We start from the raw sequence: 18237 nt of genomic DNA on the forward strand, positions 1-18237 counted from the left end.
AGCAAGATATCATTGCTGGCTTTCGTTTGGGCTTTCTACACCGAACTGACCAAAGGTACTTCAATCATAGATGAGTGGTAAAACTTGTAGCGCCCCTTCCCTAGTTGTTTTGCGCGGTACACCGCCATGTCTGAGCAATGGAGAAGCGTCTCAATATCTCGCTCTACATCCTCTGTCATCACAACACCAATCGACGCGGTTAGATTAATATCAATACCTAAACGGTCTGCGGTTGCTTGGAGTTGGTGAAGAAACTGATCCAACTTTAATTCTAGCTCTCGCTTACTATTAAACTCTTGAGTTAGAACAACAAACTCATCCCCACCAAAACGACCGATGAGGTCTCGTTTGTGAGCAAAGTGTTCTCGCAAGACTGCCACAAACAACGCAATCACTTTATCCCCAGCCATATGACCATAGGTGTCGTTGATAAACTTCAGGTTGTCCATATCAAAGAAGATACATGCTTTAGGACTGTTACTGAGCGACAGTGACTTTTCAGCGCCACGCAAGAAGTATTCACGAGTCAGCAAGCCACTTCGTGAGCAAAAAACACCATTCCGACTTGCTTGAAGAACTTGTTCAAAATGTTCCTTTAGCTCCATGGATGTGTCGTTGAACACAACTTGGCTCTCTTCTAAAAATCGGTCAAGGGGCTGGGTCAAACCAACCACTTGTTTCCCCATCATACGAGCAATCACAACGTAAATAGCAATGATCATGAGAACATTCACACCAAACATCATGGTGCCTTCACCCAACAAACTGCTGAACTTAGCTTTGGATAACAGAATCCAAGGTGTTCCATCTACTTTAGTGAATTCAACGTAAGATAGATCAAATGGCGAACTGTAAGTAAAGAATCCCCCATTATTTGCCCCGGTAAGTGCTTTCAGATTCCCTTCGCGATCAAACAGCTTCTCATAACCGTAGTTGAATAAGTTTACCCCTACATAGAACTCATCTTTAGAGTGGCTAATGATATTCAGATCTTCGTCCAGCAAAACGCTGTAGATATCATTTTCGCTATCGCTTTGGAGCGCGGTTTGAATTTCGCCAAAATGAATAGAAGCTGAGATGGTACCCATTAGGTCTCCCAATTCATCGAACATAGGGCGACATAACACGTATACGATATTGCCGTTTGAGATATCAGTGAGAACGTCGGTCATCACTGCTTTTTTACTGCGAATCACTTGATGAAAGTAATCTCGATGAGCGATGGAGTGCACCTTATTGTTGTGCGTGCTCACCATGTTCCCGACTCCATCACTAAAGCCAATACCCGCAAGCTCAAAGGCTTGCTTGTAAGGGACCGCACGATTTGCCCGTTCTTGCAACGTAATATCGGGTTCGATGAAGTGTTCGTCTTTGCTCATTGCTCGTAGTAAATCGCGGTATCCATCGACGATGGTTCCTAGGTTGATCTCCGCCGATTTTACATGGTATCGAGCTAGGTTTTTCGCCTCATCAACTTGTTGATACGCCCAATAAGTAAAGTTAGTAAAGAGTGCTATCAACACTATTGGGACAGTGTAACGCAGGGTGACTGACTGAAGACTTCGAGATACGTTCATGATTTAGTTATTGTTATTTGCCATCGATTAGCGGTTTATTTAAGCCTTTTTCCAGCTCATGGGCCTTGAATGTTGGCGTACAGATTTTAAAAAATACAAGTACGTTTACACTACGGTCTCACCAGCAAGAAAATCCGCCAATTATACTCACCCCTGTATATCGAAACAGACATTTTAGTAGTCTTGACGACAAAACATTTTAATCATTCAACAAATGAAATTTGTTTATAAATATCAGTAAATTGAATAATTCTCACTGAATGAGAAACGCAATTTTTATTGATAGATTTAAAGTTTTATATCCTTAACAAATCGAACTTTTGTCGCAGGTGTCACAGTTTTCATATGGCAAAAGTACGAATTTTTGTGCTGAATTTCTAACAATTGAGATAGTTAGCCTACACTTTTCATATCAACTTATTGGATATGGACGTGCACAGTGGTCGGATCGTTTTCATGGAATAACCTATCGGTAAAACACAAGCTATTTAGCTTGGTTTTCTTACCCATCATTTTGCTTCTCTTTCTAGCCGGACAGCAAGTTCATCGACTATCTAGCCAAGCGCAAGATCTTGAGAAAGCGCAACTGTTCTCTGACTATATGGACAAAGTCTCTTATCTCTATAATTTGCCGAATAACACTGAAGTTACCGATGTTGAAGCAGAAATAAAATCGGTAACTCAATCACTCAGCAATGGTGCCAATGGCATTTTCTTGGATAAAGGCGCTGAGATGAAAGACCTTCTTTCTAGCCTCGAAGAAGCGAACCTCTCTCTGTCGGCAGCCACCGACATGGACGAGCGTCTCGATATCGCAGAGTGGCGTGCAGATACCTACAAACAGATTTTATTGGCATTAGAAAAGGTGCCATTCAATGATGCAACTTTTGAAATTCAAGCCCACCTTTCAGCATTGATGCAAATTGAGTGGTTAATGTTCTGGTCTCAAGAAGAAAACCTGCTCAGTCAATATTTAATTTACTCTATTGAACAAAATCAAAGCTATGACGTAGATGTCAGCAGCGAGATCGACTCCTTAGTTAAGAATCAGCAACTGTTCTTAGAACGCTTCGTCACATTAAACGCCAATCAACAGCAAGTTGAATTGCTTATTGAAACTTTCACCAATGACGTCTTTGTGCGCAGTCAAGAATTTAGAAGCTTCCTTTTAAATGAAGAAGCACTTAGTACACTTCCACCACAAGAAATCGCAGCTGGTTTAACAGCTCTAAACGGTCGACTCGCTCTGCTTAAGGCGGTCGACAACAAAATGACGGAGCAATTGCAAGCAGACGTAGAACATGCCATTTCCGCGGCAAACCAACAACGACTGATGTTCATTAGCGTCATGTCAGTCATGACAATTCTCGTCGTGAGCTTAGCCGTGCGTTTGGTTCGAAAAGTAACCAGTAATCTTCAACTGGTTCTTGAGTTCTTACGTCGTGACAGTTACAGCGAAGAATCCCCCCTTGTCGAATTAGTCAAAGGTAAAGACGAGCTGAGTAAGTTTGCCCAAGAAGTCGAGAGGCTCAGTTATGAACGAGAACAAGCCAAGGTTAAATTAACTCAAGCGAAAGAAGACGCAGAGCGCGCAAAAGACGATGCAATTAAAGCAAGCAAAGCGAAAAGCAGCTTCTTAGCCAACATGTCCCATGAAATCCGCACCCCTCTTAATGGCGTTATTGGTATTTCTGAAGTGCTATCTGATACATCATTAACCGCAACACAGCGCGACTATGTTGATACGATTGAAACGTCCTCCCAACTGTTACTTAGCTTGATAAACGACATACTCGATTTCTCTAAGATTGAATCCGGTATGTTATTGATCAGTCCGCACTCGACCTGTGTGCGTGAATCCATTTACGATATTGCTTCTATCGTTTCACCAAAAGCAAAAGAGAAAGGCATCGACCTTAAAGTAAACATCAGCCGCAACACGCCTTTCCGCTTAATGATCGACGATCACCGTTTACGCCAAGTCGTAATGAACTTTATGTCTAACGCCGTTAAATTTACTGATAAAGGAACGGTGCTCCTCTCTGTTACAACTCATGTTGTTTCTGGTTCAAATGCCGTAATGGAGTTTTCTGTTCAAGATTCCGGTATTGGTATTGATGAGCAACAACAGAAAAAGATCTTCGAACCATTCGCACAAGAAGATGACTCCACTACCCGCCAATTTGGCGGTACTGGGCTGGGCTTAGCCATCAGCACTCAACTGGTTGAGTTAATGGGTGGGCAAATTCAACTTGAATCAGAAAAAGGCAAAGGTAGCCGCTTCTTCTTCCAATTGAACCCTTCTGTTGTTCAACTCGACTTTGATGCAAAACACACCGTAAATTATGGACAAATTTGGTTGGTCTGCGACGACACCAACATGGAAACAACGCTTCGTGATGAATTGAACTTCTACCGTATCGCTGTTCACCAATCGGTTACGAGTTTAGAGAGTTTACCAACATGGATTAATGACAATGAGCACATCATTGTTATCTACGCTGAAACTCGACCAAATGCTGCAATGGAAAGCGAAGATCACTTCAACAAGCTTGAATCGCAGAACGTCCGCTTATGCTTGGTTAAACACCTTCATAGTGACCAATTTGATTTTGGTGAAAGTGTCAGTGCCATCATTACGCAACCTCTTCTTGGGCAACGTCTGGTCAAAGCGCTTGAAAATTGCGAGACCAAATTCAACCAAGCAAATTTACAAGCAGTGGTGGGTACATCAGAACCGTCGCAAAGTAAGATTTTGGTGGTCGACGATAACACCGTAAACCAGAAAATCGCAGGTTTGCATGTAACCAAAGCGGGTTTTACTTTTGACCTAGCAGCAAATGGACTAGAAGCGGTCGAGATGTTCAAAAAGAATCAATACTCCTTGATTCTTATGGATTGCATGATGCCAGTTATGGATGGATTTGAGGCCACGCAGAAAATCCGACAGCTGGAACACGAACAAAATCGCAGTGTGAAGATCCCAATTATCGCGTTAACGGCAAGTGTGGTCGATGACGACATCCAGAAATGTTTTGATGTTGGCATGGATGATTACGTACCGAAACCTTTCAAAGCCAACATATTGAAAGAGAAATTAGCAAAAGCGACGGCTGTTCCAATCGTTGAAGACAACGTATCGTCTGCCTTCTCTGGTACTGGCATTAGCGCGAAATCTAAACCGCAAGATAAACCGGAACCGACCTCTATCAATACGCTTCCAAGTCGTTCTGAGCGCATTTTGCTTGTAGAAGATAATACGGTGAACCAGAAAGTTGCCTCGTTATTGCTGAGTAAAGCTGGGTATCAGTTTGAGATTGCCGAAAATGGTCAGATCGCCGTTGATATGTTTCAACAAGATAACGGTTTCGACATCATTTTGATGGATTGCATGATGCCTGTAATGGACGGCTTCGAAGCGACGAAAGAAATCCGTGCTTACGAAAAAAATTCGGGATTACCCAAAACGCCGATTATTGCACTGACAGCAAGTGTTGTGGACGATGATATCCAGCGTTGCTACGACTCTGGCATGGATGCATACGTACCGAAGCCTGTCAGAAAAGAAAAACTTCTGCACCAGATTGAAAGCGTCATTTAAGGGGTAATAGTATGGATACCCACTTCTCTATAGCTAAAAATAACGTTCTCAAATCGCTCTCTACAGCTTTGATGGCTTTTGCTTTGCTGATGTCGTTCGATAGTGAAGCTCTCGCAGCCGATAGCTATGCGATTTTTTCCCTCGACTCTAATTTTGATGAGCTCAACATAACCAAAGCGAGAAAACTGTATCGTGGTAAAACCAAGCGTTTACAAGGTAAGCGAATCGAGCTGTCTGATTGGCCGGATGCATCATCTGAACGTTCAGAGTTCTACCGTTATTTACTCAATAAAAACGCGGCGCAAATGAATGCGCACTGGGCGAGCTTGTCGTTTTCAGGAAAAGCTCGCCCACCGAAAGTCATTGATAATTCCAGTATGGAAGCCCTTTTAGAATGGATGAAAGAAAAGCCTAACCGCATTGGGTATGCACCAGTGAGTAGCCTTCCTTCAAATGCTCAAATCCTCTACGTTGTAAGTTCGGAGAAATAATATGAAGAAAACACTCATCGCATCCATCACGGCAACAACACTAAGTAGCGTCGCTTTCCCGAGCTTGGCAGCAATCGAACTCACCGATAACTTATCGTTAAGTGGCTTTGGCTCAACCTCATGGGCGACAACAGACAACAAAACGCCAGTATTAGTGAATCGTTTTATCGATGACGAAAACTGTTATGACTGTGACACAACATTAGGTGTTCAACTGGATTTTTACTACGACGCGTTTAAAGCATCCGCGCAGGTGGTGAAAAGACCGCAAGACCATTGGAGTGACCCGCAACTAGAGTGGGCTTACCTCGCCTATACCTATGGCAATATTGAGTTTCGTGGCGGTCGCCTGAGAATGCCCGTGTTCTTAGCCTCTGAATACTACTATGTCGGACACGCATTTACCCCTGCTCGCCCACCTAATGAAGTTTATGACAGTATCTTAGGCATCACCGCGTTTAACGGCATTTCATTCTTGTGGAACTATGACATCAATGACAGCATGACACTGACGACTACACCATTTGTCGGCTTCCACGATGAAAGTACGGTCGACTTCAATGACAGTACTGAGCTCACCTTCAAGACCAATAAAATGTACGGTATTAACTTCATCTTAAGTGGCGATTACTATCGTTGGAATTTCACGTATTTGGATTCGAACTATGACCAAGAAACCAAGTTAACTAACTTCCCGGTTCAATCCCCTGATGGCTCAATCATTATTCTTCCGTCATACACTGATAAGTTGAAAAATGAGAGCATTAAATTGTATTCATTAGGTGCTGAGTACGAGTTTGATGCCTTCACGTTAACCGTCGAAGGTCAAACCAACGATATCGCTTCCGCTTGGTACGCTCAAGGCGCGTATAACCTGAACAAATTTACCCCTTACGTGACTTATGGTCAGCAGTTTGATGACCACGAGCACAAGGTTGGGGACAGCTACCTACTTGGTGTGAGATACGATCTTCACTACAACGTGTCACTCAATGCAGAATGGCAACACTTCAAAGCTTATCGCAATGCATCTGGCGCATTCGTCGATACACCAGAGGATGATAATGCAAACATGTACACCATCATGGTGAACTTTGTCTTTTAGCGCCATGGCGGGTCGAGTAATACCGACCTGCCCGCTTTTCCGAAATGCTCAAACGATGTTCATGTAACGGGCTAACCATTAAACATGTTTTGCTCAATCTTACGATCTCTAAAGTAAAACTCTTTATCGTGCTCGCCGATTTCTCGTAATACTCGACAAGGATTGCCAACCGCAACAACATTAGCTGGGATATCCTTTGTCACGACACTCCCCGCGCCAATTACGGAGTTTTCGCCGATTGTCACGCCCGGTAATACCACCGAGTTCGCCCCTATCCAAACGTTATTACCAATATGAACTGGGATATTAAACTGAGCGATGTCGCGCCTTAGTTCCGGATCAATTGGGTGCCCAGCAGTCGCGATGGTGACATTCGGTCCAATCATGACATGATCGCCGATATAAATATGAGTGTCGTCAACTAAAGTCAGATTAAAGTTAGCGTAAACATTGTCACCTAGGTGGGTATGGCAGCCCCAGTTAGCTCTCAATGGCGGTTCGATGTAGCAATTCTTTCCAACCGATGCGAGCAAGTGATTCAATATGTTAGAGCGCTTCTCTCCCTCCGAAGGACGTGTTTGATTGTAGTCGTATAAGGTCTCTAGACATTCAGTTTGCATTGCTGCCAACGCTTCATCATTGCAGAAGTACACCTGTTGGCTGTGTAGCATGATTTTCTTATCCATTGTCGTTCCTGTTTAGGATGTTCTTTGCAAAAATTTAGCAAAGAGACGCTCAAAGAATCTTGGCAAAAATCATGAAAGTAGCACCGCATCGCAATCAGAAATAAATAATGCCATCAGGCGCACAATTTCACGCGATACGAGCAACAGACAAAAATGGGAGATGGTTAAACACTAATTGAATGGAGATGAGACAAGACGAAAGAATGAAACGTTGAAATGAAAGTTGCCATCAAAAATGCCGCGAAAATCGAATCTTACGGCTTATGCCCAAGTGACTTTGATATGCGGAGTTCAGAGTGTTGTCATTGATTCGAGGTTACTTGGGTATGTTATCAAACGGTCTTATTTCTTCTTTTTGCGGTTTTCTAATCGAGCTTTAAACTTCTTGTTTCGACGCTTTAGAGCACGGAAAAATTTAGACTCTTCGTGATACCAACCTATCACGCTAATCGGAAAGCCCACCAGCATCACGATAAATAAATCCGCAGGAAACTGCTCCGTGATGTCTTTAAAGGTTTGCAGCTCACCGAATATAAACAAGCCAATGACTTTGCCAAGCAGCAACGCACAGCAGATCATCAAGAAAGACTTAATAATATAGTGCCACTTGCCTTTCTTGCGCTCTTCTCGCCAATACACGTATTTGTGCTCGCGGTTGTACATTGCCCCTCCAAGTTCGTGACATTGTCACGGACACTATCGCGAATGGTTACCTATTTTGTTAATGGGCGTAGGCTCATTGCTTACGCACTACTTCTAATCATAGTGCTGTTAGAGGGAGTTGCTTGTCAGACCAATAAGAAATGACGTGAATTTTACCTAGACTGCCACATCTGCTTGTATGAACGGAACTCCTTGTTCGACTCATCCAAACCAAAACGTGCCGCAAGCGCTTCTAACTCTTGCTTATAACGAACAAGTGAACTTTCGTCATCGGTCATAATGGCGAATTCCGCAAAGTGCCCAATGCCTTCTAGATGGTCGAGAGTAATATGGAACGAGCCGATAAAGTAAATGCTGCGTACTTTTTTGGTTTGAAGAATCACTTCGTAGCCCATGTTTCCTAGCATACTTTTGGCAGCATGTGACTTAGTAATATCGGTGGCTTCACAGCGATCCTCTTCCGGTCCTTTGACAATCCAAAGTTTGATACCAGACGGCTCGATTTCTCGGATTACCAGACTTTTTCCTTCATGACTGAGTTTGCGTTCTGGCGTGTCGTAGAACCAATCAGACTCTTGATTGTCTTCAAACATGACTTCATGTTCTAAACCACTCAACACAGCTAAAAAAGCTTGTTTATCTTGTACACGGTATTTCAATTCGACTTCAAACTGACCTTGAAAATGCTGATCTGCACTCATGTGGCAACCTCATTACTGCTCTACACCTCATACCTCTGGGTGTTTCAAAGCAGCAGGATGGTAGCACAGCCTAAGTCGCGAATCTGATAAACAGACCTTTCTTTTAATGTTTACGAAAGACCCAGATTGGTCCTATCAAAAGAAACTGAATATCTTCGAAAAACGAGGGCTTCTTCCCCTCTATCTTGTGCCCGATAAACTGGAATATCCAAAGGATTCCAAATAGCAGCATTGAGATGTGGAGTACCGGCCAACCGAGTATCTCCATTGACCATATCAAGCCAATACACGCAACCGTGTAGCCAATCATCATCATAAATACGCTTAGTGAGAGTCGGAAATAAAAGATCCAAGCTGGTAACGCCGCCAGCCATACCCAATTGAGATTGAACCCAAACAAAGGAATCTGCGGAATGGACCATATCAACCCGACGACAGAAAGAAAGATGCCAGGGACAGCAACTTTATGAATTTTCTGGTTGATTGGATTTTGATGGCTTTCACCGTAAGCTTCTAACCATTCAGAGAGTGCACGCATAACTTCACCTTTAACATCACCATAACATTTATATAGTCGGTGCGAGTTAAAGGTGCGAGTTTTTGTTTATTGATATTGATAATAAGCCGAATATCTGTGAGCAATAACAAACTATCTTACTGATATCCAAATGAAATACGCTGAGCTTTGGTTAATTTGGCGACCACAAGATCATATGAGCGTTCACACAAATTTTGTACTAACCCGTCTTCAGGCGTTACTTTAACGCTTACGTACTCTCTCCCATTTCACTCGGCTAGAATGGCGAGCATCTTCTCTTTGATTTTAAAAACCAACGCATCAGGACCGAACGGAAAGTCACTTTCTGCACACATCAATGTATCGAGAAACTGCGCTAACTATCTAATGCTCGCGATTCATCCCTATCCTAAACCTTTGAATTCATTTATTCATATTGAGGCAATAACAATTTTAATGCCTGATTAACCTGTGCTCTTTCATCACGAGTCAACGACCCCATTAATTCATGCTGAGCCTGTAAATGTTGCTCAATCAGCGCATCGATCAGCTCAAAACCTTTTGAAGTAAGCTGAACACTCACACTGCGGCGATCTTCTTTGCTGTGCTCGCGAGCGATCAATCCTTTTTTTTCCAGCTTGTCGAGTCGATTGGTCATGGCACCAGACGTCAGCATCATCGATGAGATCAACTCCGAAGGGGTTAAACGATAAGGTTCACCACTACGACGCAACGTAGCTAATACATCGAACTCACCCATTTTAAGATCGTAGCGCTTATGCACTTCGGCAACGTGGTTTTCCATATATTTAGCAATCCGCATTAAACGCCCCATGATCGCCATTGGCTCGGTATCGAGATCAGGCTTTTCCTTAGCCCACTGACTTACCACTCTATCAATTGCGTCCATTTATCCTTTTATCTCCAAAGACATTTTGATTGACCAATTTATTTTAACATAAAGATACTTTACAAGAAGCAATAACGAGCGTACCTTTACAACAAATTATCTCAACGTAAAGATATTTAACATGAACATTTTACTCGCGATGATTCCGGCGTTCTTCTGGGGTACAACGTACGCTGTGACACAGTTTACTTTGCCAGACTGGCCGCCAGTGTTACTTGGTGCACTGCGAGCATTGCCAGCTGGTCTATTGCTACTTGCTATCAAACCTTCTTTACCAAAGAAACAAGATTGGAAGATCTTGCTTGTGCTTGGCACGATTAATATTGCCCTCTTTTTTGGTCTCATTTTCGTGATGGCGTTAACCTTACCTTCTGCAATCTCTGGTGTGGGTATGATTTCAGTACCTGTCTTTGCCATGCTGTTTGGGTGGGTGGTTTACAAGCGCCAACCGAGCCTTATTCAAGGAGTCAGCGGGGCCACCCTTATCGCCCTGGCTTGGTTTTTGTTCGACCCAAGCTCGATTACGCTAAACCCGATCGGTCTAGTGGCTATGCTCTCTGCCATTATGTGTATTGTGATCGGCAGCAGCGTAACTAAGTCTCTAGGTTCAAGAATGCATTGGTGGACGGTACTCACTTGGCAACTTATTTTAGGCGGCGTTGTTTTATCTATCGCGGCAGGTGTACTAGCAAGCATTAACCCTGAGCCATACGTTCAAGCAGTCGAAAACATCACTCTAAAAAACCTAAGTGGACTACTGTGGGTAATCATACTCAACACCGCACTCGGCTACGGCATGTACGTGTGGTTATTGCAGCGTATGTCGGTTGTGGACTTTACTTTCGGTGGCATTGCTAACCCTGTTGCGGGCATTGTTTCTGGTTTGGTTTTGATGGGTGAAAGCTTCACGCCTATTCAATACAGCCTAATGATCGGCATGATTACGATGTCACTTGTGCCTCAGTTGGTTCTTTCATTCAAAGAAAAGCGCAATGTCAGCCTCACTAAACCTTGTGAATCCAAATAACACAGAGCGTTAACAGATCTCATTAATTCACAATAAAAGCCCGAGTTGATGATCGGGCTTTTTGTTGTTTCGTTAATCCCTTCACCTTTATCGTTCTATAAAAAATGCCCACCGAATCGGCAGGCACTTTGTACTGTTCTATACCCAAGTAACCTCGAGATAGTAGATGGCACTCTTTAAGAGAGCTTCTTCATTTGCATCCCCATAAAGATAAAGCTAATGCCTTCAATCAATAATGAGATACCAACAAAAGTGCCTAGCAATGTAGTCGAGAACGCAGGATCGTCGAGCAACATAAAGAAGTAGCCACCAATCAGAACAGAAATCACGCCACTGAACACGATCACATTACTGCTTGGTAGACTGCGATTACTTAAGCCGAAAAATACACGGGTTAAACCATTTAGAATCATCACGATCACCATCAACATAGTAATGGTCACCAAACCTGCCAATGGTTTAAACAGAATGAACAGACCGCCGACAATATACAGCACAGCACTTAATACGTACCAAAGCTTCTCTTTCCACACATTAATAGAAAACGTGTGGTATGCCTGAACCAAACCACTGAACAGTAGTACCGCACCTACTATAGTCGATATCGTTACGCCCGCAAGCACTGGCAAACTCATAGCACCAATGCCCATTAAAGAGATAATAACGCCAACGATAACGAAGTATTTCCAGCCTTTAGACAAAAATGTAGGCTGTTGTGATTGATTAGAATTTTCCATTGAATGCCTCTTGAATTAAACGCGAGCCGCCTTTTCAGTCTAGTCTAATAAAACATAGGGAGTTCACAGACTTAACAGAAATACGTGTCCCGTTTGCATAATTGGATGTTAAACCTGTATCACATCATCGGCTATACGCTATTTTTGAATAATAAGTTTCAAGATTGCTGGATTAAACCAGTGCAAAACAAAGAGATGGAGAGTAGGATGAGCGGCTTTCTAACGCCTGTTGCCTGACCTCTTCAAAGAAGTTCTCACTTCTTCATTCAGGTTACATTTTGAGGATGACATTTTGCTCGATCATCACATTCGCACTTTCATAGCAGACAAACTCAGTTCCGTGGGTATCAATAGTGACCCTTATGGCATCGAACTCACAACCGTTTTCATTCTTGCGAGCTTAACCGCAGCAGCGATCAGCTACTTGATAGTGCATCACCTGATCGTGCGGTCAGTCAATAATGTTCTACAAAAAGCCAATAAACCACTCGCTGAAAGCTTGGCGAAGTATGATGTCTTAGAAAAGCTCTCATTACTGATCCCAATCATGGTGTTGGATGTCTTTATCCCTCTCGCCGTAGGTCACTACGATTGGTTAGCGAACATCTTTGACCGGATTCTAAGCATCTCTATTTTAGTCATTTTTATCTGGATGATCTTTGCCCTGCTTGATGCGTTAAATGACATTGCGACGTTTAAAGGCATCACGAGAAGAATGCCGATCAAAAGCTTCGTCCAACTGATAAAACTGTTCACCTTCTTTGTTGGTGTTGTGGTTTCCATGTCGATTCTTGCCAACGAATCACCGGTGATTTTCCTATCAGGTTTAGGCGTTGCGACGGGCTTCGTCATGTTGGTGTTTAAGGATACGATATTGGGCTTTGTTGCAGGCATTCAACTATCTGCAAACCGCATGATCAGCCTAAACGATTGGATTCAAATGGACTCTTACGGTGCGAATGGCACAGTAGAGGAAATCTCACTCACCACAGTAAAAGTTCGAAACTTCGATAACACCGTGAGCATGCTGCCTGCTTACGCATTGGTGCAAAACGCCTTCATTAACTGGCAAGGCATGTCAGATTCTGGCGGTCGCCGTATCAAGCGGTCCGTGAATGTTGATGTCACATCAATTCGCTTCTTATCTGATGAAGAAATTGAAAAGCTAAAAAGCATCCGAATCCTTCGTCAGTACATTTATGAAAAATCGCGTGAAATCAGTGATTACAATCAAGAAATGAGTGAAGAACCTGCCTTCGGTAACCTACGTCAAATGACCAACTTAGGTATGTTTCGCGCTTACATTAATGCTTACTTGAAAGCGAACAAAGACATTCACCAGTACATGCTGATTATGGTGAGGCAGCTAGAGCCGACGCCAGAGGGTATTCCGTTGCAGGTTTACGCTTTTACCAACAATACTGACTGGGCTTACTATGAAGGTGTGCAAGCGGACTTGTTCGATCATATCTACTCAATCATGCCTTTGTTTGGTCTGCGTCCATACCAAATGTTCACAAGTAATGATGCTAAACAAATCGCTTTAGAAAAAGTAACCAGCAAAAGCAATTCATAAGACATCTTAGAGAGTGGAGCTTACTCTTCACTCTCTAAATTTAGGCTAAGACGTTTTCGATCATAACGATGCTCGGCAAGCACGCCCCCTTCTACCTTATATCTCAAGCCATATTTACCAATACAGCCTCGCAACCTTAAACGGGTTAAATCCGACAAATCAGAAGCAGTGCCAGCTTTATCAACCAACTGAATCCAATATCTCTCCATTTTATCCTTCACGCCACTTCCCCAACTAACATTTATATATTTAGGGAGATTCTGGCAAATATCCGAGGAAGTCTGGATAGCATACGCTAGAACATTTCTGAAAGAATGCCTATGAGAATCGCATAAAACCGAATTAAAAGGCTAAAAACAGCACTTTCTGCCTGATTTTCTAATCTTAGCTATATACCTCGAGATACCTGATTCAGCGAGAACGACTGGGTTTAAACACGCGGCGGCGATTTAAAGGTTTAGGTCTAAATCAAGAATCGGCTATAAAGCATGCAAGCCAAGCCCCTTACTATTTGCAAAGAGTGCCCTTTGGGAGCGTGTCGTTGAAAAAGAGAGATTTACGAAAAGAGAAGGGAAAGAAAAGGAAAATGACTGAAAGAGAACAGGCTCTCACCTGCTCTCTTGGGTTTATGAATTAAAGACGGATTTCTTCAACTGTAAACGAGCCGTTATCAAGCTGACGTTTAAGCTCCTGCTTTTGGTTAAAGTCTATCTTTTTCAAATCAACCTTTTTAATTCGGCTGTCATGCATGGTTGTGTAGTAAAGCGCACCATTTCCTTGGTCGATCACTGATGTCCATTGAGTGGCACTTGGCAAATTTGGGATATGTTCACGATATTCGGCGTTAAACTCAGTACCAATTGGAATATCGAAGTTGTTTAGAATATGGAACGCTTGAGAGACCGCTTCTTGCGAGTTTTTTGATTCTGGCGCGGTATTAATAAAGAACGCAGCACGAACAAAACGTGATGGCGGCGTAATGTCTCCCGGCAAACCTAAGAAACCAGAGCCAATACCAAAAGATTTCGCTTCAACGTCACCAAACTTGGTCGGCGCACTGGTGCCAGGTTGCAGATGGATGTAGTTGTTCAAGTTCGTTACTTGCCATGGGAAGGTTGGCGAATTAGTCAGTACACCCACCTCATTGTCGTAAATATGTACCTGACCACCATCCATAATTTCAATTACGATGTTGTTGCCTGCTTTATCAGTAACACGCCAATGTCCGGTTGGTGATGGCTGCCCTTTTTCATCGATATACACTGGCACAATATCGATGTTTTTCATTGCGGTTTTCACTTCTTCAACGGTTTTAAATTGTGACAACATCCAACGGACAAAGTCCATATCAGCGATACTATTTGCGCGATCTTTCGGGTTGTAAGCCTTTAAAGAACCGTACCCTTTAAAGTAGAACAAACCAGCTGTTAGCCCTTCTTCGTTAATACCTTCGCCAATAAAGCGGTCATCACTCACTGAAATACCAACAAATCCATATTTGCTCTTCCAGCTTAAACCGTGCTTTTGGTCTGGCATGGTTGATGTGAACGTATAGTCACGCGGGGCGACAATCAGTTTACTATTGAGATCGCTCTCGCCCCACTCAATCGTTCGAGCGTGAATATGGTCATTTGCAGTAGTTGAAAGAGAGATGCCAGTACAAGCGATTGCAGGCGCAATAATACTGGCAGAAAGTGCCATAGCTAGGAGGGTTTTCTTTATCATTTTTAGATCCACCAAGGAGGGGTAACATTTCGCGATTGTATTCCTTTTTAAGTAACTTACAATCGAAAACATATAAAATCGGTAGAATATAGAGGATGAACAACTAAAGCGCTCAAAGTGATTAGCTTTGAGCGGATACCTAGCTAAGACAAAAGACTATAAGTAAAAAGTGACACTGTCATTGATTTCCAAGGTATAAGAAATCGTCCTCTAACCCAGTCCCTCCCAATTGAAATCACAACAACCCCTAGTTATTACAATCGTAACTAATGCCCTCATACATGGTACTTATGTCGATGTACTTTTCGTAGTTCAGGTACGCGACAATTCGAGCATCGGTATTGAACATCAGCCGATTTACCGCGTGTATCGCATCATAAAGATCTTTACCGTCCACCCCGGCTTCCTTAAAGCAATGTCTGACATAACGGTAATCTTTGTAGATCTCGTATGCCAAGAGCTGATTATTCGCATCGTTACTCGAGAAGTCGTGTTGCAAAATGCTTGAAGAATATTGTACGTAACGCAAAAGAAAATCGTGATTAATTTCACTGATTTTGAGTGCTTTCAACACTGCTTCCACGTCGTCACGGATGTGATTGTGATTCTTGTCGATTCCTAACAATGAATCGGACACGTCCTTCTTAATAGAAGGATTTGATATCACCCTCTCTAACTGCGAACTCATACTTGGTCCAATAATGAGCTCCGCTGAATATACTGGGTGGCTAATGAATAGAAAAAAGGTAGAAGCGATAACGCATCGAGAAATAGACATTTTAATTATCGTTGTATAAAAACAAAATTAAATGCTATCGATTAATGATTGAAAAATGAAATAGACATTTATTATTCCATAATAAATATCAGTAATAAAAGAGCTTGGTAAGTACCAAGCTCTTTTACTAAACAACCCCACTTAATAGTGAGCACATAAAAATTATAATGACAACAGCAAACAGTGGATTACACATTAGTCTATCGTTAATACAACTCGACGGTTACAGCCAGATACTTTGTTTTCATTTACCTTACAAATCGGCGCAGACTCACCGAATGCTTTTTCAACAATCCTGTTGCCTAGACCTAACCCTTGTTTCAGGTATGTTGTTGCGGCATTCGCGCGACGAGCAGACAAGCCTTTGTTATAAGCCTGAGATCCGACTTCATCAGTATGCCCTTCAACAAGAACACGAGTACCTTCATCAACCAGTTCCAAGTATTGCGAAATCGCTTGTTTGTGAGTGTCTGTTAAACGATATTTATCAGTATCATAGTTGAGGATCAACGACATCGAGTTCTTATCAAAGGTGCAGCTGTCGGTCGCATTCAACCCTTCAACCTTAACTACTCTCTTATCCTGTACAATAGAGCGTTCTTCATTTACCGTCACCGCTAACTTACCAACAACCTGAGTGACTTTTGTTTCGGAACTTTTAAGAATTTTAGAGCTCACGTAGTTTTCATCATGATTAATACAATTAGCGAGTGCGACATTTGAAGTAAAAATAATCGCGATTGATAATAATTTTTTCATTTTAATCTTTTAATCGTCCTGTCTCTTCGTTAATCAGATTTAATATGTATTTGTAGACATCTTTACCATTTTTTGCGTGATAAATATTTTTCTCGCCAACACAATCACCGAATCCATCGTCCTTTTGTACGTTGTAGTTAACACCTATAACACCCATAGTGACTTTTGTTTTTTCACCTTCTAACTTCGCGTGTTCACTTTGAAACTTATTTTCTTTGCTAGAAATTCTTTTCTTGAGCTGTTCACAAAGGTTGTGTTCACGCACTAATGACTTCAAGAACTTGTCGTAAACTTGTTGATACTGAATATAACCATAACTGTCTCGATAACTTTTTGTGACCACGTCGTATTTGTTTCTATACGTACTGTTTCGATGGAGATAGTCAGGGAATCGTACGTCTGTATCTGCACCATCAGAAAGGAAGATAAACACCTGTTCTGGGTTACGCTCTTCTTTCTTAACTTTGTCTGCCTCTTTCGCTGCTGCAATCAGACCTAACCAAGAATTGGTGCCGCCACCCCTAGCAGGCATTACCTTGTTCGAATTCAAGATATTGATAAATTCCTGATAGTTGTCTGTTATTGGAATATCTCGTGCCTGATTGTAATAACTAGAGTGGTACACGTTTTGTTCATCCACAGACTGGTCAAACATATCATCGACAATGCTTTGGAAAGATGCTTCTGTGTGAGAAAACTCACTTGCATAGTCGTAGAATTTTAGTCTGCGATCTTTTTTATCGTATTTCACGTTGTAGGCGTTGTAAGTCAACAAGGCAACGCGACTCTTCTTATTCTCACCGGTTTTGAAGTCCTTCAAATCTTCGACAACTTTGGTGATCGTTTCCTTCACCACCTGCATCTGGGTTTTGTTGTTTTGCCCATACCACAGGTTACTCATCGATTGACTGGTATCCAGTATGAAGTAGATATCCACTGGTTGAGGTAAGTATTTCCGGGTGATCGAATCGCCAGACACTTTGAATTTTGGCTCTACGCCGATTTCATTATGTGAAATCCATGAATCATGCTCAGAGGTGGCAACCACGGTGAAGTCTGCAAATGGCGATAACTCATTGGCTTTCTGAACACAACCGTCTTTGTACTCACACTTCTTGGTCGATACGTTGATCTGAATGTCGCTAATATTGTCGGTAATATATAAGTCGACAATTCTCTGCGCATAGTCTTTGTCTTCTTGATTGTCTTTGCCTGGACTTGCAATCAAGGCAAGACTCGCAACTTCAGCCGCCTCCTCTATTTTTGAGTGCGCAAGCAAACGTTGCGTATAGCCAACAGAAAACGAGAAAGTGATGATTAATATAGGGAGAAACGAAAGAAATATGATCCCAGCAACCCCTTTTTGCTTAGTGAAGCGCTTCAT

General features: G+C 42.4%; 17 protein-coding genes and 1 pseudogene. 5 read left to right on the forward strand and 13 right to left on the reverse strand.

The window, feature by feature from the left end:
- Nucleotides 1-35 precede the first annotated feature (35 nt).
- On the reverse strand, nt 36-1577 hold the full coding sequence (locus J4N44_RS08245; RefSeq protein ID WP_005445927.1) for a diguanylate cyclase: 1542 nt from the start codon (nt 1575-1577) through the stop codon (nt 36-38).
- 439 nt (nt 1578-2016) lie between these two features.
- Here J4N44_RS08245 and J4N44_RS08250 point away from each other — a divergent pair, with 439 nt between their 5' ends.
- From J4N44_RS08250 to J4N44_RS08260, 3 genes are read left to right on the forward strand one after another with little or no spacing between them, the layout of a single operon-like run.
- The gene (locus J4N44_RS08250) at nt 2017-5178 is read left to right on the forward strand and encodes a response regulator (RefSeq protein ID WP_252044182.1); all 3162 of its coding nucleotides are present in this window, start codon (nt 2017-2019) and stop codon (nt 5176-5178) included.
- A gap of 11 nt (nt 5179-5189) precedes the next feature.
- Complete coding sequence (locus J4N44_RS08255) at nt 5190-5669, forward strand: hypothetical protein (RefSeq protein WP_005445931.1); 480 nt, start codon at nt 5190-5192, stop codon at nt 5667-5669.
- Between the two features lies 1 nt (nt 5670).
- Nucleotides 5671-6774 carry a porin gene (locus tag J4N44_RS08260; RefSeq protein WP_252044184.1) on the forward strand — a complete coding sequence of 368 codons (1104 nt, stop codon included), beginning with the start codon at nt 5671-5673 and terminating at the stop codon, nt 6772-6774.
- Nucleotides 6775-6845: 71 nt separating this feature from the next.
- Here the strand turns inward: J4N44_RS08260 and J4N44_RS08265 are convergent, their stop codons facing one another.
- The 6 genes and pseudogenes from J4N44_RS08265 to J4N44_RS08290 all read right to left on the reverse strand — a co-directional run bounded on the left by J4N44_RS08265 (nt 6846) and on the right by J4N44_RS08290 (nt 10251).
- Nucleotides 6846-7460 (reverse strand): sugar O-acetyltransferase, encoded by a 615-nt coding sequence (locus tag J4N44_RS08265; protein ID WP_005445935.1) that lies wholly within the window; start codon nt 7458-7460, stop codon nt 6846-6848.
- Nucleotides 7461-7802: 342 nt separating this feature from the next.
- Entirely contained in the window at nt 7803-8123 is a 321-nt protein-coding gene (locus J4N44_RS08270) for a hypothetical protein (RefSeq protein WP_005445937.1), read from the reverse strand.
- A 152-nt stretch (nt 8124-8275) separates the two neighbouring features.
- A complete protein-coding gene (locus tag J4N44_RS08275) occupies nt 8276-8824 on the reverse strand; it encodes a class IV adenylate cyclase (RefSeq protein ID WP_047516717.1) in 549 nt (182 codons plus the stop codon).
- Nucleotides 8825-8927: 103 nt separating this feature from the next.
- Nucleotides 8928-9362, reverse strand: a complete 435-nt coding sequence (locus J4N44_RS08280) for an Mpo1 family 2-hydroxy fatty acid dioxygenase (protein WP_005445940.1) — start codon at nt 9360-9362, stop codon at nt 8928-8930.
- A gap of 116 nt (nt 9363-9478) precedes the next feature.
- Nucleotides 9479-9697 (reverse strand): annotated as a pseudogene (locus J4N44_RS08285) (MmcQ/YjbR family DNA-binding protein).
- 71 nt (nt 9698-9768) lie between these two features.
- On the reverse strand, nt 9769-10251 hold the full coding sequence (locus tag J4N44_RS08290) for a MarR family winged helix-turn-helix transcriptional regulator (protein WP_005445949.1): 483 nt from the start codon (nt 10249-10251) through the stop codon (nt 9769-9771).
- 121 nt (nt 10252-10372) lie between these two features.
- On the opposite strand from J4N44_RS08290, the gene J4N44_RS08295 reads away from it, so the two are divergent.
- A complete protein-coding gene (locus J4N44_RS08295) occupies nt 10373-11278 on the forward strand; it encodes a DMT family transporter (protein ID WP_005445950.1) in 906 nt (301 codons plus the stop codon).
- Between the two features lie 176 nt (nt 11279-11454).
- Here the strand turns inward: J4N44_RS08295 and J4N44_RS08300 are convergent, their stop codons facing one another.
- A complete protein-coding gene (locus J4N44_RS08300; RefSeq protein ID WP_005445951.1) occupies nt 11455-12015 on the reverse strand; it encodes an HdeD family acid-resistance protein in 561 nt (186 codons plus the stop codon).
- 292 nt (nt 12016-12307) lie between these two features.
- On the opposite strand from J4N44_RS08300, the gene J4N44_RS08305 reads away from it, so the two are divergent.
- Nucleotides 12308-13591 carry a mechanosensitive ion channel family protein gene (locus tag J4N44_RS08305; protein ID WP_009697516.1) on the forward strand — a complete coding sequence of 428 codons (1284 nt, stop codon included), beginning with the start codon at nt 12308-12310 and terminating at the stop codon, nt 13589-13591.
- A gap of 20 nt (nt 13592-13611) precedes the next feature.
- Here the strand turns inward: J4N44_RS08305 and J4N44_RS08310 are convergent, their stop codons facing one another.
- The 5 genes from J4N44_RS08310 to J4N44_RS08330 all read right to left on the reverse strand — a co-directional run bounded on the left by J4N44_RS08310 (nt 13612) and on the right by J4N44_RS08330 (nt 18237).
- A complete protein-coding gene (locus J4N44_RS08310; RefSeq protein ID WP_005445954.1) occupies nt 13612-13800 on the reverse strand; it encodes a hypothetical protein in 189 nt (62 codons plus the stop codon).
- Nucleotides 13801-14224: 424 nt separating this feature from the next.
- Nucleotides 14225-15316 carry a linear amide C-N hydrolase gene (locus tag J4N44_RS08315; RefSeq protein WP_053053435.1) on the reverse strand — a complete coding sequence of 364 codons (1092 nt, stop codon included), beginning with the start codon at nt 15314-15316 and terminating at the stop codon, nt 14225-14227.
- A 247-nt stretch (nt 15317-15563) separates the two neighbouring features.
- The gene (locus J4N44_RS08320; RefSeq protein ID WP_226982087.1) at nt 15564-15953 is read right to left on the reverse strand and encodes a chromosome segregation ATPase; all 390 of its coding nucleotides are present in this window, start codon (nt 15951-15953) and stop codon (nt 15564-15566) included.
- A 336-nt stretch (nt 15954-16289) separates the two neighbouring features.
- Nucleotides 16290-16853 carry an OmpA family protein gene (locus J4N44_RS08325; protein ID WP_005445957.1) on the reverse strand — a complete coding sequence of 188 codons (564 nt, stop codon included), beginning with the start codon at nt 16851-16853 and terminating at the stop codon, nt 16290-16292.
- Between the two features lies 1 nt (nt 16854).
- Complete coding sequence (locus J4N44_RS08330; RefSeq protein ID WP_005445959.1) at nt 16855-18237, reverse strand: TadE/TadG family type IV pilus assembly protein; 1383 nt, start codon at nt 18235-18237, stop codon at nt 16855-16857.

The sequence above is a fragment of the Vibrio sp. SCSIO 43155 genome (assembly GCF_023716605.1).
GTDB lineage: Bacteria > Pseudomonadota > Gammaproteobacteria > Enterobacterales > Vibrionaceae > Vibrio > Vibrio harveyi.